This window comes from Desulfurispirillum alkaliphilum (assembly GCF_055378285.1).
The window spans coordinates 973,478-999,165 of the sequence record NZ_AP042405.1; the positions used below are offsets into that span (position 1 = coordinate 973,478).

Genomic DNA, 25,688 nt, shown 5'->3' on the forward strand with positions numbered 1-25,688 from the left:
CTGTGCCTGATTCCAATCTGCAACTGGTGGAGCATCTGAAACAGCGGGGGGTTCTGAAAACTCCAGCCCTGGTGGAAGCCTTCCGCGCTGTTGATCGTCGCAGCTTTGTTCCCGAGGAATTTTTCTTCAACGCCTATGAGGATCACCCCCTGCCCATCGGTCATGGCCAGACCATCTCCCAGCCCTGGACCGTGGCCTTCATGCTGGAACGGTTGCAGCCTCAGCCGGGCAATCGCGTGCTGGATATTGGTTCGGGGTCAGGCTGGACCACCGCTCTGCTGGCCCATGTGGTGGGTGCCGAGGGTTTTGTGCAGGGATTGGAGCTGATTGACGCATTGGTGGAGCTGGGACAGCATAATCTGAGCCTGTGGGATTTTCCCCAGGCAGCCATTGACAAGGCAACCCCCGGAGAGCTGGGGCAGCCGGGGCAGGTGTTCGACCGCATTCTCGTCTCCGCTGGCGCTGCCAGTCAGAAAGCCATACAGCAGCTTCTGCCGCAGCTGGCCTGTAACGGGAACCTGGTGATCCCGGTGGCGGGCTCCATCTGGCATCTCCACAAGGGTGAAGACGGCGTTCTGCAGTCCTGGGAGCACCCCGGCTTCGCCTTTGTACCTCTTTTGTAACACTTCTTACTGAACTTTCGCACCCCGCGGCGATTGTCTGCGCTGACCCTGATGCTATGTTCTAATGGCAGAAATGGTTCTGCACAGACTGCGTCGCTTAACATTGCCCTCACCCTGTTTATGAGTTTCTTTTGCCACTTTTGGGTCGCCAAAAGTGGCTGGGAAGCGCCCCCCAGTGCTGTCCTTTTCAGCCGCCCGCTTGCCTGGAACTGGGGACCGCAAACAACCGCCCTCCGTGGCTTTAGGTTTGCGGTTGCCGCCGTCATGGCGGCAACCCTGCGGGTCTACCGCGTTCCAGTCGGCGCGTCCTGGCTGGGCCAGCACACGGGGGAGAGGCAGAGGAAAGCCGTTCCCCCCTGAGCCCGTCCGGTGAGTGCGACGCCTGGCTGGCAAGACCCGAACGGGACACTCACAGGAAGTGAGTGGTTCGGCAGCACTGCAGGGAGGCAGGGGTCAGGCAACGCAAAGAGGCCCAGGTGCAAGGCGCGGGCAAAGCGAGAAAGGAGGCGTACTCCCTGTACGTCGCAGTGACGAGCGATGCCCGGCAACGCAGCAGATGGGCCTCTTTGAGCAGACTGCTGCCGGATCTCCAGAACAGGCGAGCAAACGAGCCGGAAAAACGGGCGTTCGGGGGGCGCGTTTTTGCGTCCTTTTTGCGCGGTCAAAAAGGACAATATCCACAAACGAAAAGAGAAATACCAGATGAGTCAAGCATGCAAAATCAATACTATTTTCGCGTGCAAACATCAGAACAGTAATGCCTGAAGCCAAGGCGGCAAGGATGCGAAACCTCAGTTATTAAAAGCGGTCTTTGTGCCCACGCAGTATGCCGAATACCTCTGCGGGGTCCAGATCCTGGTCCACTTCACCCAGAAAGCGCCGCGCGTAATCCTGAACGTCTTCGGTATGACAGCGCAGGAAGGGGTTTATCAGTCGCTCCTGCCCCATGGTGGAAGGCGTGGTGGCTTTGCCCATGCGGCGCAGGGCCTGTACTTCGTCGTGGTAGCCAAGCAGCGCCGGGTTGGATGGCTCAACATGGCGGGCAAAGCGCAGGTTGCTTTCGGTGTATTCGTGGCCGAAGTAGATGGCCACATCATCCGTCAGGCTGGCCAGCCTGACGTTCAGTGAGTGGTACATCTGCTCTGCACTGCCCTCGAAGAGTCGTCCACAGCCCGCGCTGAACAGGGAGTCCCCCGTAAAGGCGGCGCCATCAAAGTGATACACCACACTTCCCCTGGTGTGGCCGGGGGTATGGAGGACACGCCCCGGGATCTTGCCGACGGTGAGGGTATCACCGTCATTGGCGAAGCCGTTCTGACCGGGGATGCGCCCACGGTCTGAAGCGTGAGCCCACACCCGCAGGCCGGGATACGCCTGCAGCAGCTCCTCCACACCACCCACATGGTCGGCGTGGTGGTGGGTGCACAGCAGGGCCGTGGGGCGGATATCATGATGCCTGATGACGCGATCGACGGGAGCGAACTGGCATGGATCCACCACTGCCGACTCTCCGGTCTCCTCGCAGAGAATCAGGTAGGCGTAGTTGTCCTGGGCGCAGGGAATGGGGATAATTTTCATGGGTACGCTCCTTTTTCGGCGGGGAAGTCCTGTGTAAGTTGCCGAGAAAGCTTGTGTTAGCTTTATGACATTGTGAATTTTTTTCAGGACGCCTTTGCTTGCGGCAATGTACTGCCTTTTCGCGCTGTCTGCAATTCCAACCGGATAGTTGTTTCTTTTGAAATACGTTAGGCGAGGCAAGTCTCTGGAATCAGGGTGTCATTTCGCCTAACTTCCTGTCATATTTACGCTTGTCATATTTCCTACACAGTATTTTCCTGTTGACATTATCTGGTAAGTCATGTCTATAAGGTGAGATAGATCAATTTCCATGGGGTGGACGATGTGCGCTGGCTGCTTGCTCTGCCTCGGAGAAGAGGGAGCGCGTGAAAGTCGTACCAGTTGTCATGGGTGTGCTTGCGTTTACGGGGAGTGCGTGGGGAGTGCCGGAAGATCTGGTGACCCAGGCGAATATAGATATGCTGTGGATCCTGATTGCCACAGCGCTGGTGTTTATCATGCAGGCAGGGTTCACTTTGCTGGAAACGGGCATGGTGCGGGCCAAGAACACCATCAACGTGGCCATCAAGAATGCCGCCGATATGACCTTTTCCATCGTGACCTTCTGGGTGGCTGGTTTCGCCATCATGTTTGGTGCCACCGCTGGTGGCTGGTTCGGCACTTCCTCCTTTCTGCTCAACGGTGGCCATGAGCCCTACTATTTCAGCTTCTTCCTCTTCCAGGCAGTCTTCGCCGGAACTGCCGCCACCATTGTGTCCGGAGCTGTGGCCGAGCGCATGAAGTTTCGTGGCTATATCCTCATGGCCGTTATAGTGGTGCTGGTGATCTACCCGATCTCCGGCCACTGGATATGGGGCGGGGCCCTGATTGATGGACAGGAGGGCTGGCTTGAGGCCATGGGATTTGTGGATTTTGCCGGCAGCACCGTCGTTCACTCGGTGGGAGCCTGGGTGGGCATGGCAGGGGCGATCATGCTGGGGCCCCGCCTGGGGCGCTACTGTCCGCAGACGGGCGAGCAGGTGCATATTCCACCCCATAACCTGGCTCTGGTCACGGTTGGTGTGTTTATTCTGTGGTTTGGCTGGATTGGCTTTAATGGTGGCAGCACCCTGGAAGTCAGTGCCGATGTGCCCGTCGCCATATTCAATACCATGATCGCCGCTTCCTTTGGCGGCGTGACCTGCCTGCTGGCATCGGCCCTGCTGAATGGCCGTGTTCATGTGGAAAAGATGCTCAACGGCATTCTGGGTGGCCTGGTGGCCATCACCGCCAGCGCTGATATCATGACCCCATACGGTGCTGTGCTGATTGGCCTCAGTGGGGGCCTGATCATGTATGCTGCCGAATATGCCCTGAGTACTTTCTTGAAAATTGACGATCCCGTGGGGGCTGTGGCCGTTCATGGTTTTGCTGGCGCCTGGGGCACCCTGGCCCTGGCATTCCTGGCACCCGTCGAAGCCCTGCCGGCTGGCGATCGCTTCAGCCAGGCGCTGATTCAGCTGGCCGGCATCGGCAGCGTATTCCTGTGGTCCTTCGGTCTGGGGCTGCTGCTGTTCTGGCTGCTGAGGCAGCTCAACATGCTGCGGGTCTCCCCTGAAGATGAAGAGGTGGGCCTGAACGTCAGTGAGCATGGCGCGCGCATGAGCTGGGTGGATACCATTTCCACCGTCACCAGCATTGCCGGCAGCGGTGATCTGACCCAGCGGGTGGAAGTTGAACGGGGAACCGAGATAGGCGATGTGGCCAGCGCCTTTAACCGCTTTCTGGCGGACCTGGACGCCAAGGCGAGAACCCTGGAGCAGGCCAGCGAGGGTAACCTGGAGCAGGAAGCGCTGTCCCGCGGCCCCCGTGATGTGCTGGGCAATGCCGTGGATCGGCTGTTGAGCAGCCTGCGAGATGTAACTGGCAAAGTGCGCCAGTCCACCGATATCATCAGCACCAGTGCCCGTGAGCTGGATGGCTCCAGTCAGGAACTCTTCAATAGTAACGAGAGCCTGGTGAAGCTGATGGAGCATATCAGCGCAAAGCTGCACAATGCGGAGCAGGAAGCTCAGCAGATGAAAGACATTACCCTGCGCGGAGCCGCCCAGGTACGCGATACCATTGAGCGCATGGGTACCATTACCCAGTCACTGGACCGCCTGACCCATCTGATGGCAAAGCTTGAAGACAGTTCCAACCGGATCGGCAACTTTATCCGCTCCATTCACGAAGTTGCCGACCAGACCAACCTGCTGGCTCTCAACGCCGCCATTGAAGCGGCACGGGCCGGAGAAAACGGCAGAAGCTTCTCGGTGGTGGCAGACGAAGTGCGCAAACTGGCCGAAATGACCATGATGACCGCCAAGGAGATCGATACCCTCTCCAGCGAAATGCGCCTGCGCTGCGCCGATGCCATTGAGCAGACTACCCAGAGCCGCGAACACACTGTGGTCATCTCCCAGGAAGCCCGGGAGACCACCGCCACTATTGGCTCCATGGAGCAGGAAATCCTCAGCATGGCCGGCATGACCCAGGAGATCATGCACACCATCCAGACCCATGAGCAGACCTGGGACAGTACCCGCAATGCCAATGAAAAAGTGGCCCAGGTGGCTCTGCGGCTCTTGAATGAAGCTGGGGAACTGGTCGATCTGGTCAGCTTTTTTGACGGAAAAACCGCTTCTCGCGGACTGGTCTCGGTGAAGCCATAGTGGAGAAATTCCGGATTCCCGTCAGTTCTGGCTGACGGGAATCCGGAGGCTTACCACCGCGCCGGTTTCTCCATTTTCCAGGCAGATGGAGCCGCGCATATGCTCCTCAATGATAATCTTTGCGACATACAGACCGATGCCGCTTCCACCCTCATCCTGTCTGGAACTGACAAAGCGTTCGAAAACACGGGGCAGTATCTCTGCGCTGACGCCGCCGCCGTTATCGGTGATGGTCATTTCCAGCATCTCATCACGGTGCTGGCAGGTAATCCGGATCACTCCATCAAACCTGCCCGCCTTGGCGCCATCGGCCTCAATGCGTTTGCGTCGCAGAGCGGTGATGGCATCCCGGCTGTTGACCACGATATTCAGGACAGCCTGCTGAAACTCATTCATGCGGCCCCACACATTGAGTCCCTCCACGTCGCATTGCAGGTCAAAGTGGATATGGTGTTTGCGGAATTCCACCTGCAGCAGCTCCATGACCTGATTCACCGCCTGGCAGATGTTGAAACGGGTGGCTTGCGCCTGGGGATGAAAGAAGTTGCGGAAACTGGTGATGGTGCGGTTCATAAAATCCAGCTGGCCCAGGATGGACTGCAGCGACTGGCTGGCCGCGGCGGTGCGGGGATCGTCCAGCTCCGCGACCTGCTCCTGCAGCATCTGCACCTGCCAGTTGATGGTGTTCAATGGCTGCTTCCACTGGTGGGCAATGACGCCCGTCATCTCTCCCAGCGCCGCCAGCCGGGACTGCTGAACCAGCATATGGCGCTGCTCCGTGTGGCGCTGTTCCAGCTCACGCTGATAGGCTTCCAGGGCGGTAATGTCAAAGAGGGTGACAATAATCTCCTCTGTGGAATCGGCAAAGGGGCAGAGGCGGGCCAGGAAAACCCGTGGCTGTCCGTCCTTCTCCGCCAGGTGTAAACGCACTTCGGCAATATCTTTCTGACGAAACGGGATTAAAAAGTCGCCCCAGCTCTGTCCCGGCTCCAGCGCTCCCCCCTTTTCAAACAGATCCCGCAGCCACTGCACCGAAGTCCCCAGTGCTTCCAGAGAGTCGCTCCCCATGAAATCCAGCAGACTGCGATTGGCGCTCAGCACCGTGGAGCTGTCGGCCAGGGCGACCAGGGAAGGTTGGGAGTCGAGAATCTGGTGGATCTGGCGGCGCCTGTGAGCAGCCTCGGCTTCCGCCGCTTCGGCCCTGGCCTGATTGGCAAAGACCCGCCACAGGTAGAGCACCCCCAGCAAAGCCAGCACCGTAACCACAAAGCCCGGCCCCTCCACCAGGGTCTGCACCAGCCAGGGCTCGTCAATGCCGTAGGTGCTGCTCAGGAGTGTGAACATCTGGCGCAAGGCCATCAGGAAGAACATGAGAGCCAGGGGCAGGATGCGCCAGTCGCGCCAGCGAAGATAGATAGCCACCGCGATCAGGCAGGCCATCAGGCGAATGACAGAGGAGCTGAGCAGAAATGGGCAGGGGTCCATCATCACCCAGGCCATGGAGCCTGTTCCTGCCAGCAGTGCCACGCCAGCCACCAGAAGCACCAGAGTCTGGCGTGTTGACAGCGCTTTGGTCATGACGTTCCTCCGTTATCGCAAAAGCGGTAACCCGTCCCCGAAACATTCAGGATGCAGGATCGCCCCACCTTGCGCCGCAACTCCCGAACGACGCTTTTCAGCGCGTCGTGGGTCATGTCGCGGTCACACCATACCCGGTTCTCGATTTCCGCGTACTCCACCACCCGGTGGCTGTTGGTAATCAGCAGATGCAGAAGCTGCCGCTCCAGGGGTGTCAGGTCGATAATCGTGCCCTGAAGGGACAGGCAGCGGGTGGCGGGATCATACTGCCAGCCATCGCCAAAACCGATGGCCTTCCCCAGCTCACCGGCAATTTCGCGGGCAACCTTCTCCAGGGCCGTATCCAGGTCATTTTTGAATATGGGTTTCACCAGATAGCGGCTGATATCAAGCTCCACCGCGTCCAGCAGGTAACGTTGATCCGTGTAGGCGCTGGTGATGATAATGCGGCAGTTTGCACTCTCGCGCCGCAGTTTTTTGATCAGTTCAAGGCCGCTCAGGTAGGGCATATCAATATCCACCACCATCACGGGTGGCTGGTGAACCTGGTACATTTCCAGAGCCTCAATGCCGTTCTGTGCCTCAAGCACCCTCTGAAAGATGGCAGAAAAATACGGCAGAAACATCTGGCGGGTCTGGTCATCGTCCTCGGCAAACAGGAGCAGCTGGCTGCGCAGAACCTCACGGGCGGAAATGCTCATTGGCACAGGGGCATCCTCGATGAAGTACTTCATAACATGCACCCCTGAGCATAATGGAAAACCGGCAGGAAGGAAAAAGCTTTTGAGTAACCCTTCACGGCTTCATACCGAAGCTCCACATCTTGTCGTCTTGACTTAAGGTGTTGTTGTTCTGATGTTTACCACGCTGAAACCGTATTGGTTTTGCATGCTTGACTCATCTGGTATTTCTCTTTTCGTTTGTGGATATTGCCCTTTTTGACCGCGCAAAAAGGGCACAAAAACGCGCCCCCCGAACGCCCGTTTATCCGGATCGTTAGCTCGCCTGTTCTGGAGATCCGGCAGACACTGCGTCCCTGCAGTGCTGCCGGACCACCTGCTTCCTGCAGGTGTCCCGTTCGGGTCTTACCAGCCAGGCGTCGCACTCACCGGACGGGCTCAGGGGGGAACGGCTTTCCTCTGCCTCTCCCCCGTGTGCTGGCCCAGCCAGGACGCGCCGACTGGAACGCTATGGACCCGCAGGGTTGCCGCCACGAGGGCGGCAACCGTAAACCAAAAGCCACGGAGGGCGGTTGTTTGCGGTCCACAGTTCCAGGCAAGCGGATGGCTGATAAGGACAGCACTGGGGGTCGCTTTTGCGCCACTTTTGGCGAGTCAAAAGTGGCAAAAGAAACTCATAAACAAGGTGAGGGCAATGTTAAGCAATGCCGTCTGTGCAGAATCATTCTGCCATTCCAGCATGGCATAGGCTGGGAACTATACTTATACCCTGCTCACTCGTACCGGGATGGCCTGGCGAGCGTTGGAGCCCACCACGATATCGGCCAGGGTTGCCACGCCGTCACGGCTCTGGTCGGTCAGGCCAAGCTTGTTGATATTCAGGCCACTCTTGCGGTTGATGCGTCCCTTGAGGGTCTGTCCGCCAACTGTCAGGGTGACGGCGCCTTCTCCCTCCCTGCCGGCTCCGTGTTCAATGGCCACGGCTTCGGGATGCACTCCCTGGCGCAGGCGCAACAGACCACGGATAGCGGCAGCGGGAGATTGCACTTCAACCTCGTCGCCGTGCTGCAGGCCAAGTTTTCTGGCGGTGGCGGGGTTGAGATCCACATAGGTGGTGTACCGCAGCTGGGTGATGGCGTCGCTGGCGGCCACTGCCTGGGAGAGTACGCTGGACTTATAGCTGAAGGCGCGCAGCGAAAACTTCTGTGGGTCGAAGCTGCTGCTCAGGGGGGTGCCATCGGTATAGCTCTGGGGGAAGTAGCGGGGGACGCCGCTGAATTTTTCTCCCGTGAGGCTGTTGCGGTGGTTGCCCACCTGTTCGCTGTAGACACTGATGGGCTGTTTGTAGGTCTGGCCGAGCACGGCTCCGTTATAGGCGCGCTCCTTGCCGTCGTAGCGCCCGCCCCGCGCCATGCAGTAGGCCACCTTGCGCCAGTTCTCGCCGTTGACGCGCTTCAGGGTGTCAACATACCCTTCCAGCCCTGCCAGCCTGATTTCCTCGTCACTGATGTCAGGCACAGGTTGCCCATCCAGGGCCACGTTTTCGAAAGCGCGCAGGTAGAAGTCTTCTGGACGATCCATGGCGTACTTCTTCCCATCGGCGCCATTGATGGCGCCTGGACCAAAGCCCGGCAGTCCCATGTACTTGCCAAGCTCAATCACAAAGCTGTCCATGGTGATGGGTTCGCCATTGGCAAAGCGCTCCTGGGGCGCGGGGAGCACCGGGTAGCGGAAGTTGTTGGCGCGGGTCAGGTAACCATTCCAGGGGCGCACGACCCCCCAGGTTTCATAGAGCACCGCGTCGGGAATAATATAGTCGGCATAGCGGCTCGATTCATTGATAAAGGGATCAATGGCGATGATCAGGGGAATGCTGCGCTGGGGATCTTTCAGGTCGTCCAGCAGGTGCTCAATGCCCGACTGGCCATAGATGAAGTTGGCATTCCAGCTGATGAGGGCCTTGAGCTTGTAGGGGTACTCCTTGATGCTGGAGACGATCACCTCCGACTCCAGGGCACGGGCAAAGGGATACCAGGTATCCCGCGCCGGATAAGGGTTCTGACCGGCAGCCACGCGATCGCGGTACTCCTTGGTGTTTTCGTAGGCACGGCGGGCGCGGTCGGCGCGGTAGCCGCGAGGCTGCACCTTGCCGGCATAGCCGACCAGGTTGTAGGCCGCTCCATTGAAATCGCGGAACTTGCCGCCGCCCACACTCATGCCACCACGGTAGTTGAGGTTCCCGATGAGCGCGCCCAGCATCATGATGGCGTAGGTGGTGTAGTAACCAGTGGTGTGCATGGTGCCGCCGTGGCAGTCGATGGCCGCCTTGCGACCATGGCTGGTGAATTCGCGGGCCAGGTCGATAATATCGTTCACCGGCACACCGCAGAAGCGCGAATACTCTTCCAGAGTATGCTCCTGGGCCGCTTCCTTCATGAGAGTGAAGGCGCTTTTCACCTGATAGCGGTGGCCCTGCCACTGCACTTCGGCATCAACTTCCAGGCGGGCCTGCAGAACTTCGGAAGCCTTTTTGAGAGCCCCATCGCGTTCATCTATCACCAGGGCATCATCGCCGTCTTTCAGAATATGCCCCTGGCGCTCACCACTCTGTACCACAAGGTGGGATGCATTGGTAAAGCTTGGTTCCCCTGCCGCCTGCATGGCCTGCTGGGAGGGAATGCCGAGGTAGTGGGCGTTGTGGCGATCGTTCTCCACAATCCAGCGAATCATCCCCATGACCAGGGCCAGATCCTCGCCGGGCTTGATGGGCAGCCACCGTGAGCGCTCACCGCAGGCAATGCTGTCGCAGTTGGTGAGCATGGGCCCCACCACCACATACTTCAGATTCTTGTCGCTGCGGGCGCGGGCCAGAAGCTTGGCCTGGCGCTTGAACGGATTGCCTGCCTGGGCAGGCGACGTGCCGATGGTCAGCAGAAATTCGCACTCTTCAAAATCGGGCTTCAGGTGGGGATCAGCCCCCAGTCCGGAAAGAAAAGCCGCCTCGCCGGCGCGCATGGACAGACCGCAGATGGAAGTGTGCCCAAAGAAGTTTGGAGTGCCGAAGGACTGGGCAAAGCGCTGAACGATAAAGGCCTGACGCCCCTCATCGCCGGTACCGAAAATGGCCAGCTGGTTTGCTTTGGGCCCCATCTCCGGATTTCCCGCGTCGATGGGCGTTTCGATGTCGCGAAGAGCGCGCAGGCCATCCACATGCCCTTCGCCAAAGAGGTCTCCCCCTTCCACGATTTCCCGCATCAGCTGTTCGACGCTGATGGGCTCCCACTTGTCTTCTCCGCGCTTGCCCACCCGCTTGAGAGGGCGCAGTACCCGGAAGGGGTCATTGAGCTTGTCAAAGACCATATTGCCCCGCGCGCAGGCAGTGGAGCGGTTGGCATTCCCCTGCTCCTGAAAGCCGGAAGTGCGGGTGAAGCTCTCGCCAAGGGGCGTCTGGTAGGGCAGCCATGGATCGCTGGAAAGCAGGTTGTAGGGGTTGCCGCTGACGCGCACCACCTGATTGGTCTCGCGGTCTATTTTCACCCGCACGCCACAGTGGGTCGTACAGCCATTACACACCGAAGCAGCCACACGATAGCGGGGGTTGGGCTGCGCCTTGCCGTCGCTGTCTATGGTGAATTCCGGCTCTTCCGCCTGACCATAGACCGGGTCGGCCATGCGCTCGCCCTTGTCGCCAAGGGTCACCACGGAACTGAGGGTTTCGCTGTAGCCGGCCACCGCGCCCAGGCCCGCCACCGCTGCAGTGCCCAGCAGAAATTGACGTCTATTTTTCTCCATGACTTCCTCCTTCATAGTGTACCGCCATCTCCTTGTCCCAGGGGAAGAGCACCATCACCAGGGCGAGCAGGGCGATGAAAACACCCCAGTTGGCCATGACGGCGGTTATGCTGCCCTGGCCGAACCAGTGGGGGCTGTACTCCAGAAAACCCGTGGCCGTACGGCCAATGGTCTGGCCACCGATAACCGTATTCCAGCGAAAGAGCCACACGCCGACAGCGGCGATGAGGCCGGCGGCAAAGACCCAGCCCGTGCGCCTTGCCAGGGGGCTGAAGGCAATGGCCAGGGGGACGAACAGGCAGAGCAGGTATTCGATGTACACGACATCGAAGAAGTGATGCTGGAAGAAGGCCTGCAGCACAAAGCGCTCCTCACCGGCAAAGGGCATGGCGAAGGTGAGCCAGAAAAAGCGGATCACCAGGTCGATGATGATAAACCAGCCCAGCAGACGCGCCAGCTCGCGCATCATGTCGCCATCGACGCGGCCCATGGGGGTGAAGAATTTCTGCACCAGAGGCAGCAGAATGATGAGCAGGCCAGTGCCGGAAACCATGGCCGAGGCCAGGAAGAGAATGGGCATGAGGGGAGTGCTCCACAGCGGGTTGGCGTGCACCACACCCAGGATGTAGCCAGTGTAACCGTGGACGCTGAGGGCCAGAGGGATACCGATGATACCCAGAATGAGGCCGCGTCTTTCATCGCGGGCCAGGGACGCTTCATCGGTGCGCATGTTCCCCAGGGCCATCATGCGGAACCAGCGACCGGCAAAGGCGCTGCGGGCCGACTCGGCCTGGCGGACGAAGAAGGGGCGGTAGAGTACCAGAGCCTCGAAGAGAATCAGCAGCGGATACGCCAGCAACAGCAGCACCCCCCACTTCATGGGCGAAGTGAGGAAATTCTCCCAGCCGTAGGCGAAGAAGTTGAGGATACGGCCCGGCTGGCGCAGGTCGTCGATGAGGTTGAAGGGCGCCGCCGCCAGCAGCACAAACGCCAGCAGCAGGGAGAATCCCGCAATGGGCTTGTATTTGCGCATGCCGAAAACATGGGCAAAGCTGGAGATGATAAAGGCCGCCGCGCTGCTGCCCGTAAACCAGAAGTAGTTGGGAACATCCAGCCCCCAGGGGCGATCGGGAGTGATGGACGCTATGGTGGTCAGCGATTGCAGAAAATCCATGGTTTACCTCACTTGTACGTCGTCTGCCACTCACGACGGGGCAATCCGTCGCGCTGGCGGGCCAGGTCATCGAGATTCAGCGTACCCACGGGAGCATTCTGCACCGATCCATCCAGGCCGATGTAGTACACCTGGGGGCGATTTCCCTGGGAAGGCTTGAGGACGGAGACAGAGTAGGCACCCAGCAGACGGGAAATCTCGGAATTCTTGTCATTGAGATCGCCACTGATGCGGGCTCCCCCGACACAGCTCTCCACGCAGGCAGGCAGCAGACCCTTGTCCATGCGGTGGGCGCACAGGGTGCACTTGTCGACGGTTTTGGCAGCGGGATGAAAGTAGCGCTTGTCATAGGGACAGGCATTGATGCAGTATCCGCATCCCCAGCACACCTTGTCGTCCACCATGACGACCCCGTCCTCGCGGGAAAAAGTGGCACCGGTAGGGCAGACCCTGACACAGGAAGGCTCAGCGCAGTGATTGCACAGCTGGGGTAAAAAGACCTTGTGTACCGCTGGGTACTCGCCACGCTCGTACTCGGAAACCCAGGTACGAAAATGGCCTTTGGGGGTTTTGTTTTCGACCTTGCAGGCACCGCTGCACGCCTGGCAGCCCACGCATTTGCGCAGGTCGATGACCATGCCGAAACGCTTCCCCGTCTGCCCCACATAACGCGGATCCTCCTGGTCACGACCGGGATTGCGCAGGGAGATGGCCTGGGCCTGAGCCGCCGCTCCGGCCGCCAGTGTCCAGGCACCCAATCCTTTGACGAAATGACGCCGTTTGAGTTTGTGTTCACCCATGGGATGACCTCCATTACAGGTTAATGAAGATCAGGGTAAGAAAAAAAAGTGTGGAAAAAGGGGGAGCGGGAGAAATATTTCACAGACTCATGGCTGAGCCTGTGCGCGCCTCCCTTGGAAAGAGGGTGCAACGCCGCCAGCCACCGCTGCCCGCGCGCTCCATGCCGTGAATTTCATGGCGTGTCTTTTTGCTGGAGTGCGGCAAGGTATTTTCGTCCCTTGTCCGTCAGGCGATACTGCTGCAGACGGCTGTTGGGTTTATCAGGAAGCGTCATTGCGATCAATCCGACTGCCAGAGCGGGCCTGAGATACCGCTCACGAAAAGACTTGCGATCATGCAATTGCAGCGCTGCCTGCAGCGCTTCACGACCCATTTCTCCTTTGAGTGCGCGCAGAAGCTCCCTGACTTGGGGGGTGACTTGGGGGGTGACTTGGGGGGTGATCCCTTGCAAGGCGCTGATAATCATGCGCAGCATGAATTCAATAAAGGGAGCCGAGTCTGTTTGACGCGTACTTTCCTGCAGCGCCGTGTAGTACTCGGACTGGTGGGCATGGACCAGGTTTTCCACGGGAACATCCGCAAAGAGCGGGTTCCAGCGAAAAAGTATGAGCGTTTGCCACAGCCGACCCATGCGGCCATTGCCATCGGCAAAGGGGTGGATAAACTCGAACTCGTAGTGGAAGACACTGCTGGCAATCAGGGGGTGAACATCGGTATTCGCAAGCCATTGCAGCAGCTCTGACATCAGAACAGGTACGCGACCGGCGGGTGGAGCCATATGGATTACCTCACCATCAGCCATCACCCCAACACCACTGCGGCGGTACATCCCCACTTCACCAATCAGCCCGGCCATTAACCTGTCATGGGCAGCCAGCAGATCACTTTCCGAATGGGCAGACCAGCTTTCCAGGCAGTCATAGGCCGCCAAAGCATTGCGCGCCTCCTGAACATCCTTCGGCGGTGCCACAACGGGCTTGCCATCCAGAATCGCGGTTATCTGCTCTTCACTGAGCGTATTGCCTTCAATGGCCAGCGACCCCTGAATGGTGCGAATGCGATTGATGCGCCGAAGGCGCAGGGCGCTTTCGTGATCCAACCGGGCGTCCAGGCCCCCAATCAGCTCACTGATGCGGGCCACGAGGTTCAGTATGGATGGAGTTATGGTGAATGGGGGGTGGTATTTCTTGTCCATCGTATTGACTCCGCTCACGCATCAAGCGCAATGCGATGTATTCGAGCAAAGTCGCGCGGATTTTCCAGATGCGCCGGTGTATTCTGCCACAGCTTCCCTCACTCCCCCGCCAGCTTCCCGTACAGCTCCCGGTACTGGCGCGCCGGCTTGTCCCAGCTGAAGTCCCGTTTCATGGCGCGCTGGCGCATGGCTTCAATATGCTGGGGGCGGTCGTACCAGGTGCTGATGGCCCAGCCAATGGTGTTGTAGAGGGCGCTGATGGTCATGTCGTGGAACTTGAAGCCGGTGCCTTTGCCGGTGAGTTCATCGTAATTTTCCACCGTGTCTTCCAGCCCGCCAGTGGCGCGCACCACGGGCAGGGTGCCGTAGGCCAGGCTGTACATCTGATTCAGTCCGCAGGGCTCGTAACGTGAGGGCATGAGGAAGAAGTCGGCCCCGGCTTCCACCAGGTGGGCCAGCTCTTCGCTGTAGCCTATGTAGGAGCCGATGCGGCCGGGATAGTGTTGGGGCAGTTCGCCGAAGAATCGTTCATATTCCTGCTCCCCACTGCCAACCACGACCATCTGGCAATGCATGTTGACTACGGCGGCTTCGATGGCCCCCTGCAGCAGATCCAGCCCCTTCTGATGGGCAAAGCGGCCCACGAAACCAAACAGCGGCAGGTCATGGCGCTTTTCCAGGCCGAAACGCTCCTGCAGAGCGGCTTTGTTGTCCCGTTTGAAGTGCAGGCTGCGCACGTTGTAGCGCTTGGGAATATGAGGGTCGGTGGCGGGGCACCAGGCGCTGTAGTCCACGCCGTTGAGGATGCCCACCAGATTGTCCCCCTTGGCGCGCAGCACGTCGTGCAGACCCCCGGAGCCGATGGGCCCGCAGATTTCGTGACGGTACGTGGGGCTGACAGTGGTGACGGCGTCGGCGAAGACGATACCGCCCTTGAGGAAGTTCATGGCGCCGAAGGACTCAAAGGTTCCGGCGTGAAAATGCTGACGGTTGATGCGGGCGTAGGTCAGTACATCTGGTGTAAAGATGCCCTGATAGCCTATATTGTGGATGGTCAGCAGGGTTTTGGTGTGCTGGAAAAAGGGATCGTGGTCCAGTTTGAGAAAGGCGGGAATCAGACTGGTCTGCCAGTCGTTGCAGTGAATAATCCCGGGTGAAAAGCACAGATCATGGGCCACCTGCAGCGCGGCGCGGCTGAAAAAGGCAAAGCGCCGGGGATTGTCCTGATACTCCCCTTCGCGGGTGTGGTAGAGCTCCGCGCGGCCAAAGTACTTCTCGCACTCCACAAAGTAGATATCCACACCATCGCGTTTGGTGTGGTGCAGGGCGAACCACTCCTCACGGTCGCCCATGTGCACGCACAGTGAAGGCAGGCAGGGCTGAATATTATAGCGCTGACGGTCGATTTTTCCGTAGAGGGGAAGAATGATACGTATATCCACACCCCGTTTTTTCAGGGCGCGGGGCAGGGCAGAGCTGACATCGGCCAGACCGCCGGATTTGACAAAGGGCTCAACTTCGCTGGAGACAAAAAGAACGCGCAGGTCTTCCATACTCTTTCTCCTTACGGTTATCGCTCAAATCATACACCCTTGCGAGACAAAAAACACAGGAATGTAGCACCAGGAATAATCCCTCGCTCTAAGCATTTGAAGGTAAAAACTGAAATTTCGCACCCCCCGAAGCGGCAGGTTGTCGGCGTCGACACTGATGCTATATTGGAATGGCAGAAATGGTTCTGCACAGACTGCGTCGCTTGATATTATCCTCACCATATATACGAGTTTCTTTTGCCACTTTTTACCCGCAAAAAGTGGCTGGGAAGCGGCCCCCAGTGCTGTCCTTTTCAGCCGTCCGCTTGCCTGGAACTGGGGACCGCAAACAACCGCCTTCCCTGGCTTTTGGTTTGCGGTTGCCGCCCTCGTGGCGGCAACCCTGCGGGTCCATAGCGTTATGCAGGCAATTGAAAAGCTCTCAGGTGCAAGGCGCGGGCAAAGCGAGGAGCGAGGCGTACTCCCTGTACGTCGCAGTGACGAGCGATGCCCGGCAACGCAGCAGATGGGCCTCTTTGAGCAGCCTGCTGCCGGACCTCCAGAACAGGCGAGCAATGAACCGGAAGTACGGGCGTTCGGGGGGCGCGTTTTTGCGTCCTTCATTCAAAATCAATACGCTTTCCGCGAGATAAGCACCAGTATAATAACAGCTTAACTCAAGGCAACAAGGTGCGAAAGTTGAGTAAAAAGAACGACTGTCGAAATCAGCGGACTATTTTGTTTTCTCTCCCTCTGCGTTCTTTGCGGCTCTGCGAGAAAATGGCTGTTCTGCTTGAGTGATCCCATTTGTGTTTATTCGCGTTCATTTGCGGTGAGGAGCTTCCCTTTGCCGCTTCTCTGCGGCCCTGCAAGAGGTATTCTTCCTGTTATTGGCCGCTCTCTATCCCTTGGGCAGACTTTCGCAGCTTTCCCCAAGTACCGTCGGCACCAGTTTTGCCAGGTTTTCCGGCAGATGTTGGTCCCGCTTCAGGATGTGGTCAATCCGGATGGCGGGTGGCACGTGTTTTTCGTTGCTGGTTACGAGGATGACGGGAATCTGGCTGTTGCGGCTGGCGCTCAGGCGCAGGGCAGCGATGACGGCGTGGGCGTTCAGCTCCCGCAGCTCGCCTCCCAGGATGGCCAGGTGAAAGGCGCTGTGGGCAAGTCTTTCCAGGGCCGCAACGCCGCTGTCCACGGTGGTTATCTGCAGGTTCAGGGGTGCCAGGATTTTGTGGAACTGGCTGCACATCAGACGTGACGATTCGGCAATCAGGATGGAGCGTCGCTGGCCCAGGTTGCGCGCGTGCAAGGCTTCCAGCTGCTGTTCGCACTGGCTGTAGTCGGGTTTTTCCTGGCGGGCGCACCGGACGATGCACGACAGGATGTCCAGGTATTTCAGACCAACATCGGTAAAGGTTTCGCTGTCTGTTTTCGTGCTTTCCTGCAGAAAACTCTCCCATTGATGGCAGGCGGTGCTCATGGGAGTTATGCCGTGGGTGCCGCCGGACCCTTTGAGGCTGTGAACGTGACGAAAGAGCTCTTCGTGCAGTCGGGTGTCGTCAGGGAGCTTTTCCATATCCAGCAGCAGGTTCTCCATGCGAACCAGCCTCTCGGGAACTTCTTCCAGAAAAGCCTGTTTCAGTTGTCTGAGCATGGCCTGGAATTGCTCCATTCCCTCCATCAGGGAGCCTCCGTGCTTTCCACCGGGGCCATACAGACCCGGTTGCGCCCGGTGTGCTTGGCGTGGTAGAGGGCTTCGTCTGCGGCCACCAGCAGGGTTTCGCTGTCATCGTAATGGCTGGAAGCGGCAATTCCGGCGCTGAGGGTGACGTGGAATTCGCGACCGCCTGAAACAAAGGAAACCTGGCCGAAGCGCTGGCGGATATCATCCACGATCTTCCAGGCGGCATCCCGGTCGCAGTCGGGCAGGATGGCGGCAAACTCCTCGCCACCATAGCGTCCCACGGTGTCCGACTGGCGCGCCCGCTGTTGCAGCAGGTGTGCCAGGGTTTTGATGACCCGGTCACCCACGCCATGGCCATAGGTGTCGTTGACGGTTTTGAATTTGTCCATATCCAGCATGGCTACGCTCAGGGGTTTGCCACTGCGCTTGGCGCGGGCCAGCTCAATCACCAGCTGCTCCTTGATGCGGGAGTGGTTAAAGAGGCCTGTCAGGCTGTCGCGGGCCATCAGTTCGCTGAGCATGCGCGCCCGTGCCACGCGCACGGTAACGGCAGCCACCAGCTGCTCGTTGGAGAGGGGTTTGACCAGGAAGTCGTCCCCGGCAAAGCCCACGGCGTTCATCTGCTTTTTCAGATCGGTTTCGGCGGAGACATACACGATAGGCGTGTGGAGCCAGTCGTCCTGCAGGCGCAGCAGGCGGGCCAGTTCCATGCCGCTGTAGCCGGGCATATTCAGATCCATCAGGATAATCTCGGGCCGCTGCTCCTGCACCGTGGTCAGAATGTGGGAGGGCTCCTCCAGCAGGTACACCTCCATGCCCGCCCCCTGCAGGGTCAGTTTGAAGTGCTCGGCCAGCTCCAGGTCGTCGTCCACAATCAGCACCCGGTAGGGCTTGTCGTTGCGGGTGCGCAGCAGCTGGTAGAGACGATCCACCAATTTGGGAATATCCACGGGATGGAGGAAGAATCCCTGGCCACCCACCCGTGCCACCTGAATGCGCGTGTCAAAATCGTCCCGCGCGGCGGTGAAGACCATGGGGGTATTGGCAAAGGCCATCAGGGAGCCGGTTCCCTCTTTTTCCAGGGCCTCAACTTCGATGATCACCACCTGTGGGCGTTTCTGACGCAGGGCCAGGCCACCCTGGGTGATGCTGGTAAAGCGGGAGGTGCTGTAGCCGAAGTGGCGCAGGGTAAAGGCCAGCTCCTCTGCGCGCTCCTGGTTACTGTCCACGATGTAGATGGAGGCTTCGTGGTGGCGGGGCACCTCCATGGCAGCTTCCTGCATAGGCTGAAACTGAGTGGTATCCTCTGCGGGGTCGGGGAGTTTGCTGGAAAGACACTGACGCAGATTGACCACCTGCGCGGCAAAGTCATTCCAGTCCGCAGGCAGCTCGGCAGGCAGATTTGCCAGCCAGAGCTGGGTCTGGATTTCCAGCTTGCGCACCTGCTGGCCCAGGGTGGAGAATCCGAAGGTTCCCGCTGATCCGGCCAGCTTGTGCAGTTTCTGATGAAGCAGCTGCAGGGTGGGTGCCATGTCATGGGAGAGGATATTTTCCACCAGCTCACTGAGCGTTTCCAGTTCATTGCTCAGGCGGCTTATGTACTGATCCTGCAGCTCCCTGAGCCTGGCGGCAATCTCTTCCTGACTAGCCATTGGTCGCCTCCTGCCACAGCGCGCGTATCTGGCCCGCGAGGGCCATGGGGTCAAAGGGTTTGGGAATGACGCCAATGGCACCCAGGGAGGTGTAGTGTGTTACCTCAGCAGGCTGCACCTTGGCGGTCATAAAGATCACGGGTGTCGTGGTAAAAGCGGGTATTCTCCGCAGATTCTGCAGGGTGGTGGGGCCATCCATGCCAGGCATCATCACATCCAGCAGAATAAGCTGGGGTGCAAAGCCGGGAGCTGTTTCCAGAGCTTCCTGCCCCGAAGAGCAAATGCGCACGGTGAAGCCGCCCACCATTTCCAGAGCCACTCTGGCCACCGCCTGAATATCCGGTTCGTCTTCTGCGTACAGGATGCGTTCAAGTGTCATTCCCTCTCTCCTTGGTTGACCGTATTGAGCATTGCAATCAGTTCCTGGACTGATGTGGGGGCCTTCAGCAGAGCCTGATCCACCTGGGAGGCCTGTTCGGAAGTCAGTTCATGGCCGGACAGCACAATGATCTGCGGAATCCTGTTCTGCTGCTTGATCAGTGGCAGCAGATCCCAGCCCGACCCATCGGGCAGGCCGATATCCAGAATCACCACGTCATAGGTATTCTGCTCCAGCTGCTGCCGCGCCCGGGCTTTTGTCGAAGCCATATGGAAGCTGGCCACATCCTGGCCCAGCAGGGAGATGATGCGGCGCGTGTCCTCGTCATCCTCAATATGCAGCACCAGTGGCTTATTGCCGGAGCCGCCCGTGGCACGGTGTATGCACTCCAGTAACGTCTGCTGATCAATGGGTTTTTGCAGCCAGTCGATGGCGTTGAAGCCACCATTGAGAGCCAGTTGCCCTTCCTCGATATTCCCCGCCACCACCACAATGGGAATATGGGCGGTGGTGGAGTGGGTGCGCAGCTGCCGGATTATGGAGATCCCGTTGCGGTCGGGCAGGCGCAGATCCAGCGTCATGGCATCATAGGGCACCTGTTCCACCATGGCAACCGCCGCCGCCCCCGTCGTGGCGATGTCGGCATGGTAGCCATGGTGCTGCAGCAGAGTGGCCAGCAAGTGGGCCACGTCGGGATCGTCTTCCACCACCAGGACGCGGGGCCGCCCGTCAGCCACTGCAGGAACAGGAGGCAGGCCGCACAGTTCGTCGCGGTGCACGGCGGGAAGTTCAAAGAAGAACACCGAACCCCTGCCCACTTCCGAGTGGACGCCAATGGTGCCGCCCATGCGCTCCACCAGCTCTTTGGCGATGGCCAGGCCCAGGCCGGTTCCCCCCTTCTGGCGGGTATCCGAGGAGTCCGCCTGGGTAAACTTGGTAAAGAGACGTGCCTGAAGCTCCGGGGAGATTCCCGGCCCCTGGTCGCGCACTTCCACCCGCACCTGATTATCCTGAGCCATGACCGCGATTTCCACCCGTTCAGCGGACGCGGAGAATTTGGCCGCGTTGGAAAGCAGGTTGGAAAGCACCTGCATCAGACGCTGGGCATCGACTCGCACCAGCATGGAATCGTCGCGCTCCACCAGTGCAAAGGTCACATTGAACTGCCTGCCATAGGCCTCATTGGCCTCCATGGCCTGCTCCACAATGGGCATCAGTTCCTGCAGGATCATGTCGAAGCGCATCTTGCCAGCGGCAATTTTCTCCATGTCCAGCAGGTCGTTAATCAGGTATCCCAGGCGCTGACTGTTCTTGTAGGCGATATCCACCAGCTGCCTGGCCTGGGACGGCAGTTCTCCCACGGCACCACCGGCAATCAGCCCCAGGGAGCCATTGATGGAAGTCAGAGGGGTGCGCAGCTCATGGCTGACCGTGGAGACGAACTGGCTCTTCATCAGCTCCACCCGCTTTTGCTCGCTGATGTCCCAGTTGGTGCCGATCACGCGCAGCGGCTCGCCCCCGTCACCATCAGCGCGCAGCACCACCGCGTTGGCTTTTATCCAGCGGATATTCCCATCGGGCAGTACAATGCGGAATTCCGCGCTGAAGAAACTCTCCCCCTGCAGCGCGGAGTGCAGCAACTGGTTTACAGACTCCAGGTCATCGGGGTGCACGCGGGATTCCCATATCCGCTGGGCATCTGCCTCTTCGCCGGGAGTAGCGCCATAGAGAGCGAACATCTGCTCATCCCAGGTCATTGTGCCTGCGGACATATCATAATCCCAGATACCGATCCCCACACCGGAAGTCGCCAGAAAAAGGCGCTGCCGCTGTTCGTCGCGGGACAGCAGCAGACGATTGAAGGCCTGCACCAGCTGCCCGATCTCGTCATTTCCGGCTATGGGCAGTGGGGTGAAGGCAGCGCGATTATCCACCATGGCGTCAATGGAGCTGGCCGCCTGCCCAAGGGGAAGCAACAGACGGGCTACCACAGCGGCCAGCAGCGTCCAGGCTGCGATAAGAATCAAAAAAGAGAAGATCAGCACCTGCACCACCAGACGATTTACCGGTGAATGCACAAGATCCTTGGGCAGCGTTTGAATGACCACCCACCCCAGCTGGGGGATGGTGGCGCTGGCAAAAAGCCGGTCGCTGCCATCCAGACCGGGGGCAAAACCCGCCGGCACACCCTCCAGGACGCGATCCATCACGGGGTGAACTCCCGGCTCCGGCAGCGGCCGCATGGCCAGGTTGAAGAGTGAGGAAGTGACGATCAGCTTGTTTGCGGGGTCGAGGATAAAAAAGTTCCCGGAGTGGCTCTGGTGATCATCGCCAATCTTGATCAGGAAGTTGTCCGTCCCCAGAATCGTGACCCCCACGGCAAACCCCACCACCTCGCCCGTGGCCGACAGAAGAGGCACATTGATGAAAAAAGAAGGAACCCCCAGGCTGCGGCTGAGCAGGGGGCGGGTAATGACAGGTTTTTTTGTGGAGCGGGCCAGGCGCATATGCTCCCGGTCGGAAATATCCAGGCCAATGCGCCCGGAAGCGCGGGGATACTCACCCACGCCGATGCCCTGGGCGTTGAAGATGGCGATACCACCGTTGAATTCCATCGTGTCCATCACCAGGTTTTCCAGTACCTGTGTGATCTGCTGCGGGCTTTTCAGGAGCTCGCCATCCAGCAGGCGCGGCGCCAGCCTCTCCAGAGCCCGCTGACGCATCTGCAGCTCGTTTTCAATATGGCTGACAATGCGCTGCGCCTTGGCCTGCTGCTCGTCAATCAGAAGCTGGCCGATACTGCCGGGAAGCGTGATATAGATATACACCACCAAAGCCGTACCAGCCAAAAGGAACCCACCCATGGTGGTCAGCAGGATACGCTGGGTGATCGTGACGTGCCGCCTCATGCAACCTCCGCAAAACGCATGACTACTTCAAAACGTAAAATTCGGCATAACTCGCTACAGAATACCACTCTCCGCACGGAAACACTACAGGAATGCGCCTGGCAAATTCGCAGGCGCCGGTGAGCAGCCAACAGGAGCAGCGGCCCTCTGCTGAATGCGCGATGGCCATAAATGTCGCCCTGGCTGAATGTTGCAATGCGCAAGCATGCCAGCCAGTGCGGCTGATGGAAATATTTTGGCACTGCTTCAGATTGGACTTCAATTCAGCGTCCACCTGGGGTAGTATTCCGTATCCAGCATGAAGGCAGATGCTGCCCTTCGAACTCCACTTTCGAGGCCACCTGTGAGCGACCATCGCAACCTCCGACATTCCCGCTGGTATGAGCTCGTCCTGCTGAGCCTGCCCTTTCAGCTTGTCTCGGGCCTGGTCTTCATTGCCGGCGCCAGCAGTCTGGCCCGCTGGAGCTGGGGATTCTGGCTTCACCTCACCCCGACCCAGATCAACTCCCTGGTGGCAGTCGCCATTGCCGTTACCGCATCCATACTGACACTGCGGCGTCTGCTGCGTTTTCCCGGCGCCCATTCAGCCGCCTACCCCTTTCCCACCGTCACCATATGGTTTGCGGTGGTTGTCATCACCATCTTCTCCTTTCAGATAGACCATGCCCGCACCGTCTTTGTGTATGCTTACATTTACACCATGCTGTGGTGCTATTTCGGCTACTTCATCGGCCGCAGATACCGCACCCTGAAAATAGCCCTGGTTCCCTTCGGCAATGCCCTGGAGCTGGAAAAACTCCCCGCAGTCTACTGGCGCCCCCTCGAGGAACCCTCACTGGGCGCCATTCGCGTTGATGCCGTTGTCGCCGACCTGCGCGCCGAAATACCGGCCCAGTGGCAGAAGTTTCTCGCCAGCTGCACCCTCAGCGGCATCCCCGTCTATCACGTCAAACACATCAGCGAATCCATGACCGGCCGCGTGCGCATGGATCACCTGATGGAAAATGACATCGGCTCACTGATACCATCGCGTAACTACGCTTTTTTTAAGCGAATTATTGATCTTGTGGGTGTTGCCATAATCGGGACCGTTTCCCTTCCCCTCATGGTTCTCTGCGCCCTTGCCATCAAGTTGGAAAGCAAGGGCACCGTGATATACCGGCAGGAGCGCATGGGCTTTCGCGGCAAACCCTTTATCATGTACAAGTTTCGCAGCATGACATGTGACTCCGATAACGGGAACTACTACACGGAAAGCTGCGACGACCCCCGCATCACGAAAGTCGGCCGCATCATCCGCAAATTTCGCATCGATGAGTTGCCGCAAATATGGAATATCGCGAAGGGGGAAATGAGTTTTATCGGGCCGCGACCGGAGGCCATCGCGCTTTCAAACCATTATGAACAGTGCATACCCTTCTTCAGCTACCGCCACGTTGTCAGGCCGGGGATATCCGGCTGGGCCCAGGTCAGCCAGGGGTATACCTGCGATCTTCCCGGAACCGCGCGGAAAATTGAATACGACTTTTATTACATCAAATACTTTTCTTTCTGGCTTGATCTGCTGATCTTCTTTAAGACCCTTAAGGTTGTCGTGACGGGGTTTGGGTCGAGATGAGCTTCGATGAAGCGGTAAATGCTCTGGCAGGCACTCAGGAAGAAAAAGAGCTGCAGGGCAATGGTTTTGCTGTGCCCCATGTAGAAGTTCTTCTTGCCACCTTTAACGGTGAAGCCTTCCTGTCACAACAGCTTGAATCTCTTTTATCACAGGAATATCAACAGTGGAGCGCGCTGATCCACGATGATGGTTCAAGCGACGGAACATTGGCAATCATTGAAAAATACAGCACCCTCTATCCGGAAAAAATTATCTGGCTCAATGACAATGTGCACTCTGGAAGTGCTCAGGGCAATTTCACCTATCTTTTGCAGAAATCGACCGCGCATTACGTTATGTTCTGCGATCAGGACGATATCTGGCTGAAAGATAAGATACGTCTTGCGGTGGATCGAATACTGCAACACGAAAAAGCAAGTGGCGCTGAAGTTCCGGCTCTCGTATTCAGTGATCTTGTGGTTGTTGATAGCGACCTGCGTGTTATCTCTGAGTCATTGTGGCAATACCAGGGGGCAGGACCGGAATTCAGTGTTACGCCAAAGCTGCTGGCACTGCGAAATTGCCTGACAGGGTGCACTCTGCTGTTGAACGGTGCAGCACGTAATGCTGTACTTCCCGTTTCACAATACGCAGTTATGCATGACTGGTGGTGCGGTCTGAGAGTCCTCCTGGCGGGGGGTGTGCTTTTACCTGTTCAGAAACCGACCGTGTTGTATCGCCAGCACGCTGCAAATGCTGTGGGGGCAGGGAGAGGTGGATCTCTGAAAAACGCGTTTGTAAAACTCATGAAGTTCAGACAATATGCGAATAACGTGATACGGTCGTACCATATGGCTCGACACCTTGGGATTTACTCAAGCATGGCAAAGTACATTTTCTGGAAAATCATGCTTTTAGCCGGGGTAGGCGTGAAAAAATGGACTTAAACGTTTCCATAGTCCTTTACAAGACAGACGAGCAGGAATTTCGCAAGGCCCTCAACAGCCTTATGCTCGGCGCCAGGCATATTGCAAAGATCTACATCATTGATAACTCTCCCGATCAAATCCTTGAGCCGATTGCTCGCTCATACGGGGATATCGTGGAATATCTGCATTCGGGTAATAATCTCGGCTACGGCAAAGCCCACAATATTGCCCTGCGCAAGTCGGTGGAGCAAGGAGTTGCTTACCACCTGGTCATGAATCCGGATGTGTACTTTCAGGAGGATATTTTTGAAGAATTACTCCTGTTTATGGAGCAGAACTCCGACGTAGGTCAGCTGATGCCAAAAGTGCTCAACCATGATGGAAGCCTTCAGCACCTTTGCAAGCTCTTGCCTACCCCGAAGGAGCTCTTTGCAAGGCGATTTCTCCCCGTCGCTGCAATGAAGGAAAAGATAAACTGGAACTATGAGATGCGTTTTGCGGACTATACGCAGGTTTTTGACGCGCCTTCACTCTCCGGGTGCTTTATGTTGCTCAGGACGCGATGTTTGCAGACGGCAGGTTTTTTTGATGAGAAGTATTTCATGTACCTGGAAGATATAGATCTGACGCGCAGAGTTGGTCAGGTTTCACGAACCGTTTTTTATCCTGCCGTCAAGGTGTACCATGGCTACGCAAAGGGCTCTTATCGTAAACTCAATTTACTTTGGCATCACATCAGATCAGCTGTATATTATTTCAACAAATGGGGATGGTTTTCAAATTGGCGTCATTATCGAGTGAATCGAAAAGCATTGCGGAAACACAGTCGGAAATAAAAAGAATATTGCTACAAAGTTCATCGAAAATCAGGTACTATACGCCCGAATTTTCA

General features: G+C 58.0%; 17 protein-coding genes. 5 read left to right on the forward strand and 12 right to left on the reverse strand.

Going from position 1 to position 25,688, the window contains the following annotated elements:
* Positions 1–2: 2 nt before the first annotated feature.
* On the forward strand, positions 3–623 hold the full coding sequence (locus ACZ46I_RS04525) for a protein-L-isoaspartate O-methyltransferase family protein (RefSeq protein WP_464281565.1): 621 nt from the start codon (positions 3–5) through the stop codon (positions 621–623).
* A gap of 798 nt (positions 624–1,421) precedes the next feature.
* Here the strand turns inward: ACZ46I_RS04525 and gloB are convergent.
* Complete coding sequence (gene gloB / locus ACZ46I_RS04530) at positions 1,422–2,201, reverse strand: hydroxyacylglutathione hydrolase (RefSeq protein WP_464281566.1); 780 nt, start codon at positions 2,199–2,201, stop codon at positions 1,422–1,424.
* 365 nt (positions 2,202–2,566) lie between these two features.
* Between gloB and amt the strand changes: the two genes are divergently transcribed.
* Positions 2,567–4,894 carry an ammonium transporter gene (gene amt / locus ACZ46I_RS04535; RefSeq protein WP_464281567.1) on the forward strand — a complete coding sequence of 776 codons (2,328 nt, stop codon included), beginning with the start codon at positions 2,567–2,569 and terminating at the stop codon, positions 4,892–4,894.
* Between the two features lie 21 nt (positions 4,895–4,915).
* On the opposite strand, the gene ACZ46I_RS04540 is transcribed toward amt, so the two are convergent.
* The 11 genes from ACZ46I_RS04540 to ACZ46I_RS04590 all read right to left on the reverse strand — a co-directional run bounded on the left by ACZ46I_RS04540 (position 4,916) and on the right by ACZ46I_RS04590 (position 22,270).
* Positions 4,916–6,472: a sensor histidine kinase gene (locus tag ACZ46I_RS04540; RefSeq protein WP_464281568.1), complete on the reverse strand. Its 1,557-nt coding sequence runs from the start codon at positions 6,470–6,472 to the stop codon at positions 4,916–4,918.
* A complete protein-coding gene (locus ACZ46I_RS04545; protein WP_464281569.1) occupies positions 6,469–7,206 on the reverse strand; it encodes a response regulator transcription factor in 738 nt (245 codons plus the stop codon). The genes ACZ46I_RS04540 and ACZ46I_RS04545 overlap by 4 nt, the downstream gene beginning before the upstream one ends.
* 708 nt (positions 7,207–7,914) lie before the next feature.
* On the reverse strand, positions 7,915–10,944 hold the full coding sequence (locus ACZ46I_RS04550; protein ID WP_464281570.1) for a molybdopterin-dependent oxidoreductase: 3,030 nt from the start codon (positions 10,942–10,944) through the stop codon (positions 7,915–7,917).
* Positions 10,931–12,118 (reverse strand): NrfD/PsrC family molybdoenzyme membrane anchor subunit, encoded by a 1,188-nt coding sequence (gene nrfD / locus ACZ46I_RS04555; RefSeq protein ID WP_464281571.1) that lies wholly within the window; start codon positions 12,116–12,118, stop codon positions 10,931–10,933. Before nrfD ends, ACZ46I_RS04550 begins: the two co-directional genes overlap by 14 nt.
* An 8-nt stretch (positions 12,119–12,126) precedes the next feature.
* Complete coding sequence (gene dsrO, locus ACZ46I_RS04560) at positions 12,127–12,918, reverse strand: sulfate reduction electron transfer complex DsrMKJOP subunit DsrO (protein WP_013507077.1); 792 nt, start codon at positions 12,916–12,918, stop codon at positions 12,127–12,129.
* A gap of 173 nt (positions 12,919–13,091) precedes the next feature.
* Complete coding sequence (locus ACZ46I_RS04565; protein ID WP_464281572.1) at positions 13,092–14,114, reverse strand: Fic family protein; 1,023 nt, start codon at positions 14,112–14,114, stop codon at positions 13,092–13,094.
* A gap of 98 nt (positions 14,115–14,212) precedes the next feature.
* On the reverse strand, positions 14,213–15,667 hold the full coding sequence (glgA, locus tag ACZ46I_RS04570) for a glycogen synthase GlgA (protein WP_464281573.1): 1,455 nt from the start codon (positions 15,665–15,667) through the stop codon (positions 14,213–14,215).
* 880 nt (positions 15,668–16,547) lie between these two features.
* Positions 16,548–17,327 (reverse strand): response regulator, encoded by a 780-nt coding sequence (locus ACZ46I_RS04575; protein ID WP_464281574.1) that lies wholly within the window; start codon positions 17,325–17,327, stop codon positions 16,548–16,550.
* On the reverse strand, positions 17,327–18,982 hold the full coding sequence (locus tag ACZ46I_RS04580) for a diguanylate cyclase (protein ID WP_464281575.1): 1,656 nt from the start codon (positions 18,980–18,982) through the stop codon (positions 17,327–17,329). The genes ACZ46I_RS04575 and ACZ46I_RS04580 overlap by 1 nt, the downstream gene beginning before the upstream one ends.
* Complete coding sequence (locus ACZ46I_RS04585) at positions 18,975–19,361, reverse strand: response regulator (RefSeq protein WP_464281576.1); 387 nt, start codon at positions 19,359–19,361, stop codon at positions 18,975–18,977. Before ACZ46I_RS04585 ends, ACZ46I_RS04580 begins: the two co-directional genes overlap by 8 nt.
* Complete coding sequence (locus tag ACZ46I_RS04590; RefSeq protein WP_464281577.1) at positions 19,358–22,270, reverse strand: response regulator; 2,913 nt, start codon at positions 22,268–22,270, stop codon at positions 19,358–19,360. Before ACZ46I_RS04590 ends, ACZ46I_RS04585 begins: the two co-directional genes overlap by 4 nt.
* Before the next feature lie 343 nt (positions 22,271–22,613).
* On the opposite strand from ACZ46I_RS04590, the gene ACZ46I_RS04595 reads away from it, so the two are divergent.
* From ACZ46I_RS04595 to ACZ46I_RS04605, 3 genes are read left to right on the forward strand one after another with little or no spacing between them, the layout of a single operon-like run.
* Positions 22,614–23,888, forward strand: a complete 1,275-nt coding sequence (locus ACZ46I_RS04595; RefSeq protein ID WP_464281578.1) for a sugar transferase — start codon at positions 22,614–22,616, stop codon at positions 23,886–23,888.
* Positions 23,885–24,814: a glycosyltransferase family 2 protein gene (locus ACZ46I_RS04600; RefSeq protein ID WP_464281579.1), complete on the forward strand. Its 930-nt coding sequence runs from the start codon at positions 23,885–23,887 to the stop codon at positions 24,812–24,814. Before ACZ46I_RS04595 ends, ACZ46I_RS04600 begins: the two co-directional genes overlap by 4 nt.
* Positions 24,805–25,632 (forward strand): glycosyltransferase, encoded by an 828-nt coding sequence (locus ACZ46I_RS04605; protein ID WP_464281580.1) that lies wholly within the window; start codon positions 24,805–24,807, stop codon positions 25,630–25,632. The genes ACZ46I_RS04600 and ACZ46I_RS04605 overlap by 10 nt, the downstream gene beginning before the upstream one ends.
* The last annotated feature ends 56 nt before the right edge of the window (positions 25,633–25,688 follow it).

Excerpts from the sequence above, each read along its gene's own strand:
- gloB (WP_464281566.1), bottom strand. The coding sequence starts at position 2,201 with ATGAAAATTATCCCCATTCCCTGCGCCCAGGACAACTACGCCTACCTG.
- ACZ46I_RS04540 (WP_464281568.1), bottom strand. The coding sequence starts at position 6,472 with ATGACCAAAGCGCTGTCAACACGCCAGACTCTGGTGCTTCTGGTGGCT.
- ACZ46I_RS04545 (WP_464281569.1), bottom strand. The coding sequence starts at position 7,206 with ATGAAGTACTTCATCGAGGATGCCCCTGTGCCAATGAGCATTTCCGCC.
- ACZ46I_RS04550 (WP_464281570.1), bottom strand. The coding sequence starts at position 10,944 with ATGGAGAAAAATAGACGTCAATTTCTGCTGGGCACTGCAGCGGTGGCG.
- nrfD (WP_464281571.1), bottom strand. The coding sequence starts at position 12,118 with ATGGATTTTCTGCAATCGCTGACCACCATAGCGTCCATCACTCCCGAT.
- dsrO (WP_013507077.1), bottom strand. The coding sequence starts at position 12,918 with ATGGGTGAACACAAACTCAAACGGCGTCATTTCGTCAAAGGATTGGGT.
- ACZ46I_RS04565 (WP_464281572.1), bottom strand. The coding sequence starts at position 14,114 with ATGGACAAGAAATACCACCCCCCATTCACCATAACTCCATCCATACTG.
- glgA (WP_464281573.1), bottom strand. The coding sequence starts at position 15,667 with ATGGAAGACCTGCGCGTTCTTTTTGTCTCCAGCGAAGTTGAGCCCTTT.
- ACZ46I_RS04575 (WP_464281574.1), bottom strand. The coding sequence starts at position 17,327 with ATGGAGGGAATGGAGCAATTCCAGGCCATGCTCAGACAACTGAAACAG.
- ACZ46I_RS04580 (WP_464281575.1), bottom strand. The coding sequence starts at position 18,982 with ATGGCTAGTCAGGAAGAGATTGCCGCCAGGCTCAGGGAGCTGCAGGAT.
- ACZ46I_RS04585 (WP_464281576.1), bottom strand. The coding sequence starts at position 19,361 with ATGACACTTGAACGCATCCTGTACGCAGAAGACGAACCGGATATTCAG.
- ACZ46I_RS04590 (WP_464281577.1), bottom strand. The coding sequence starts at position 22,270 with ATGAGGCGGCACGTCACGATCACCCAGCGTATCCTGCTGACCACCATG.
- ACZ46I_RS04600 (WP_464281579.1), top strand. The coding sequence starts at position 23,885 with ATGAGCTTCGATGAAGCGGTAAATGCTCTGGCAGGCACTCAGGAAGAA.
- ACZ46I_RS04605 (WP_464281580.1), top strand. The coding sequence starts at position 24,805 with ATGGACTTAAACGTTTCCATAGTCCTTTACAAGACAGACGAGCAGGAA.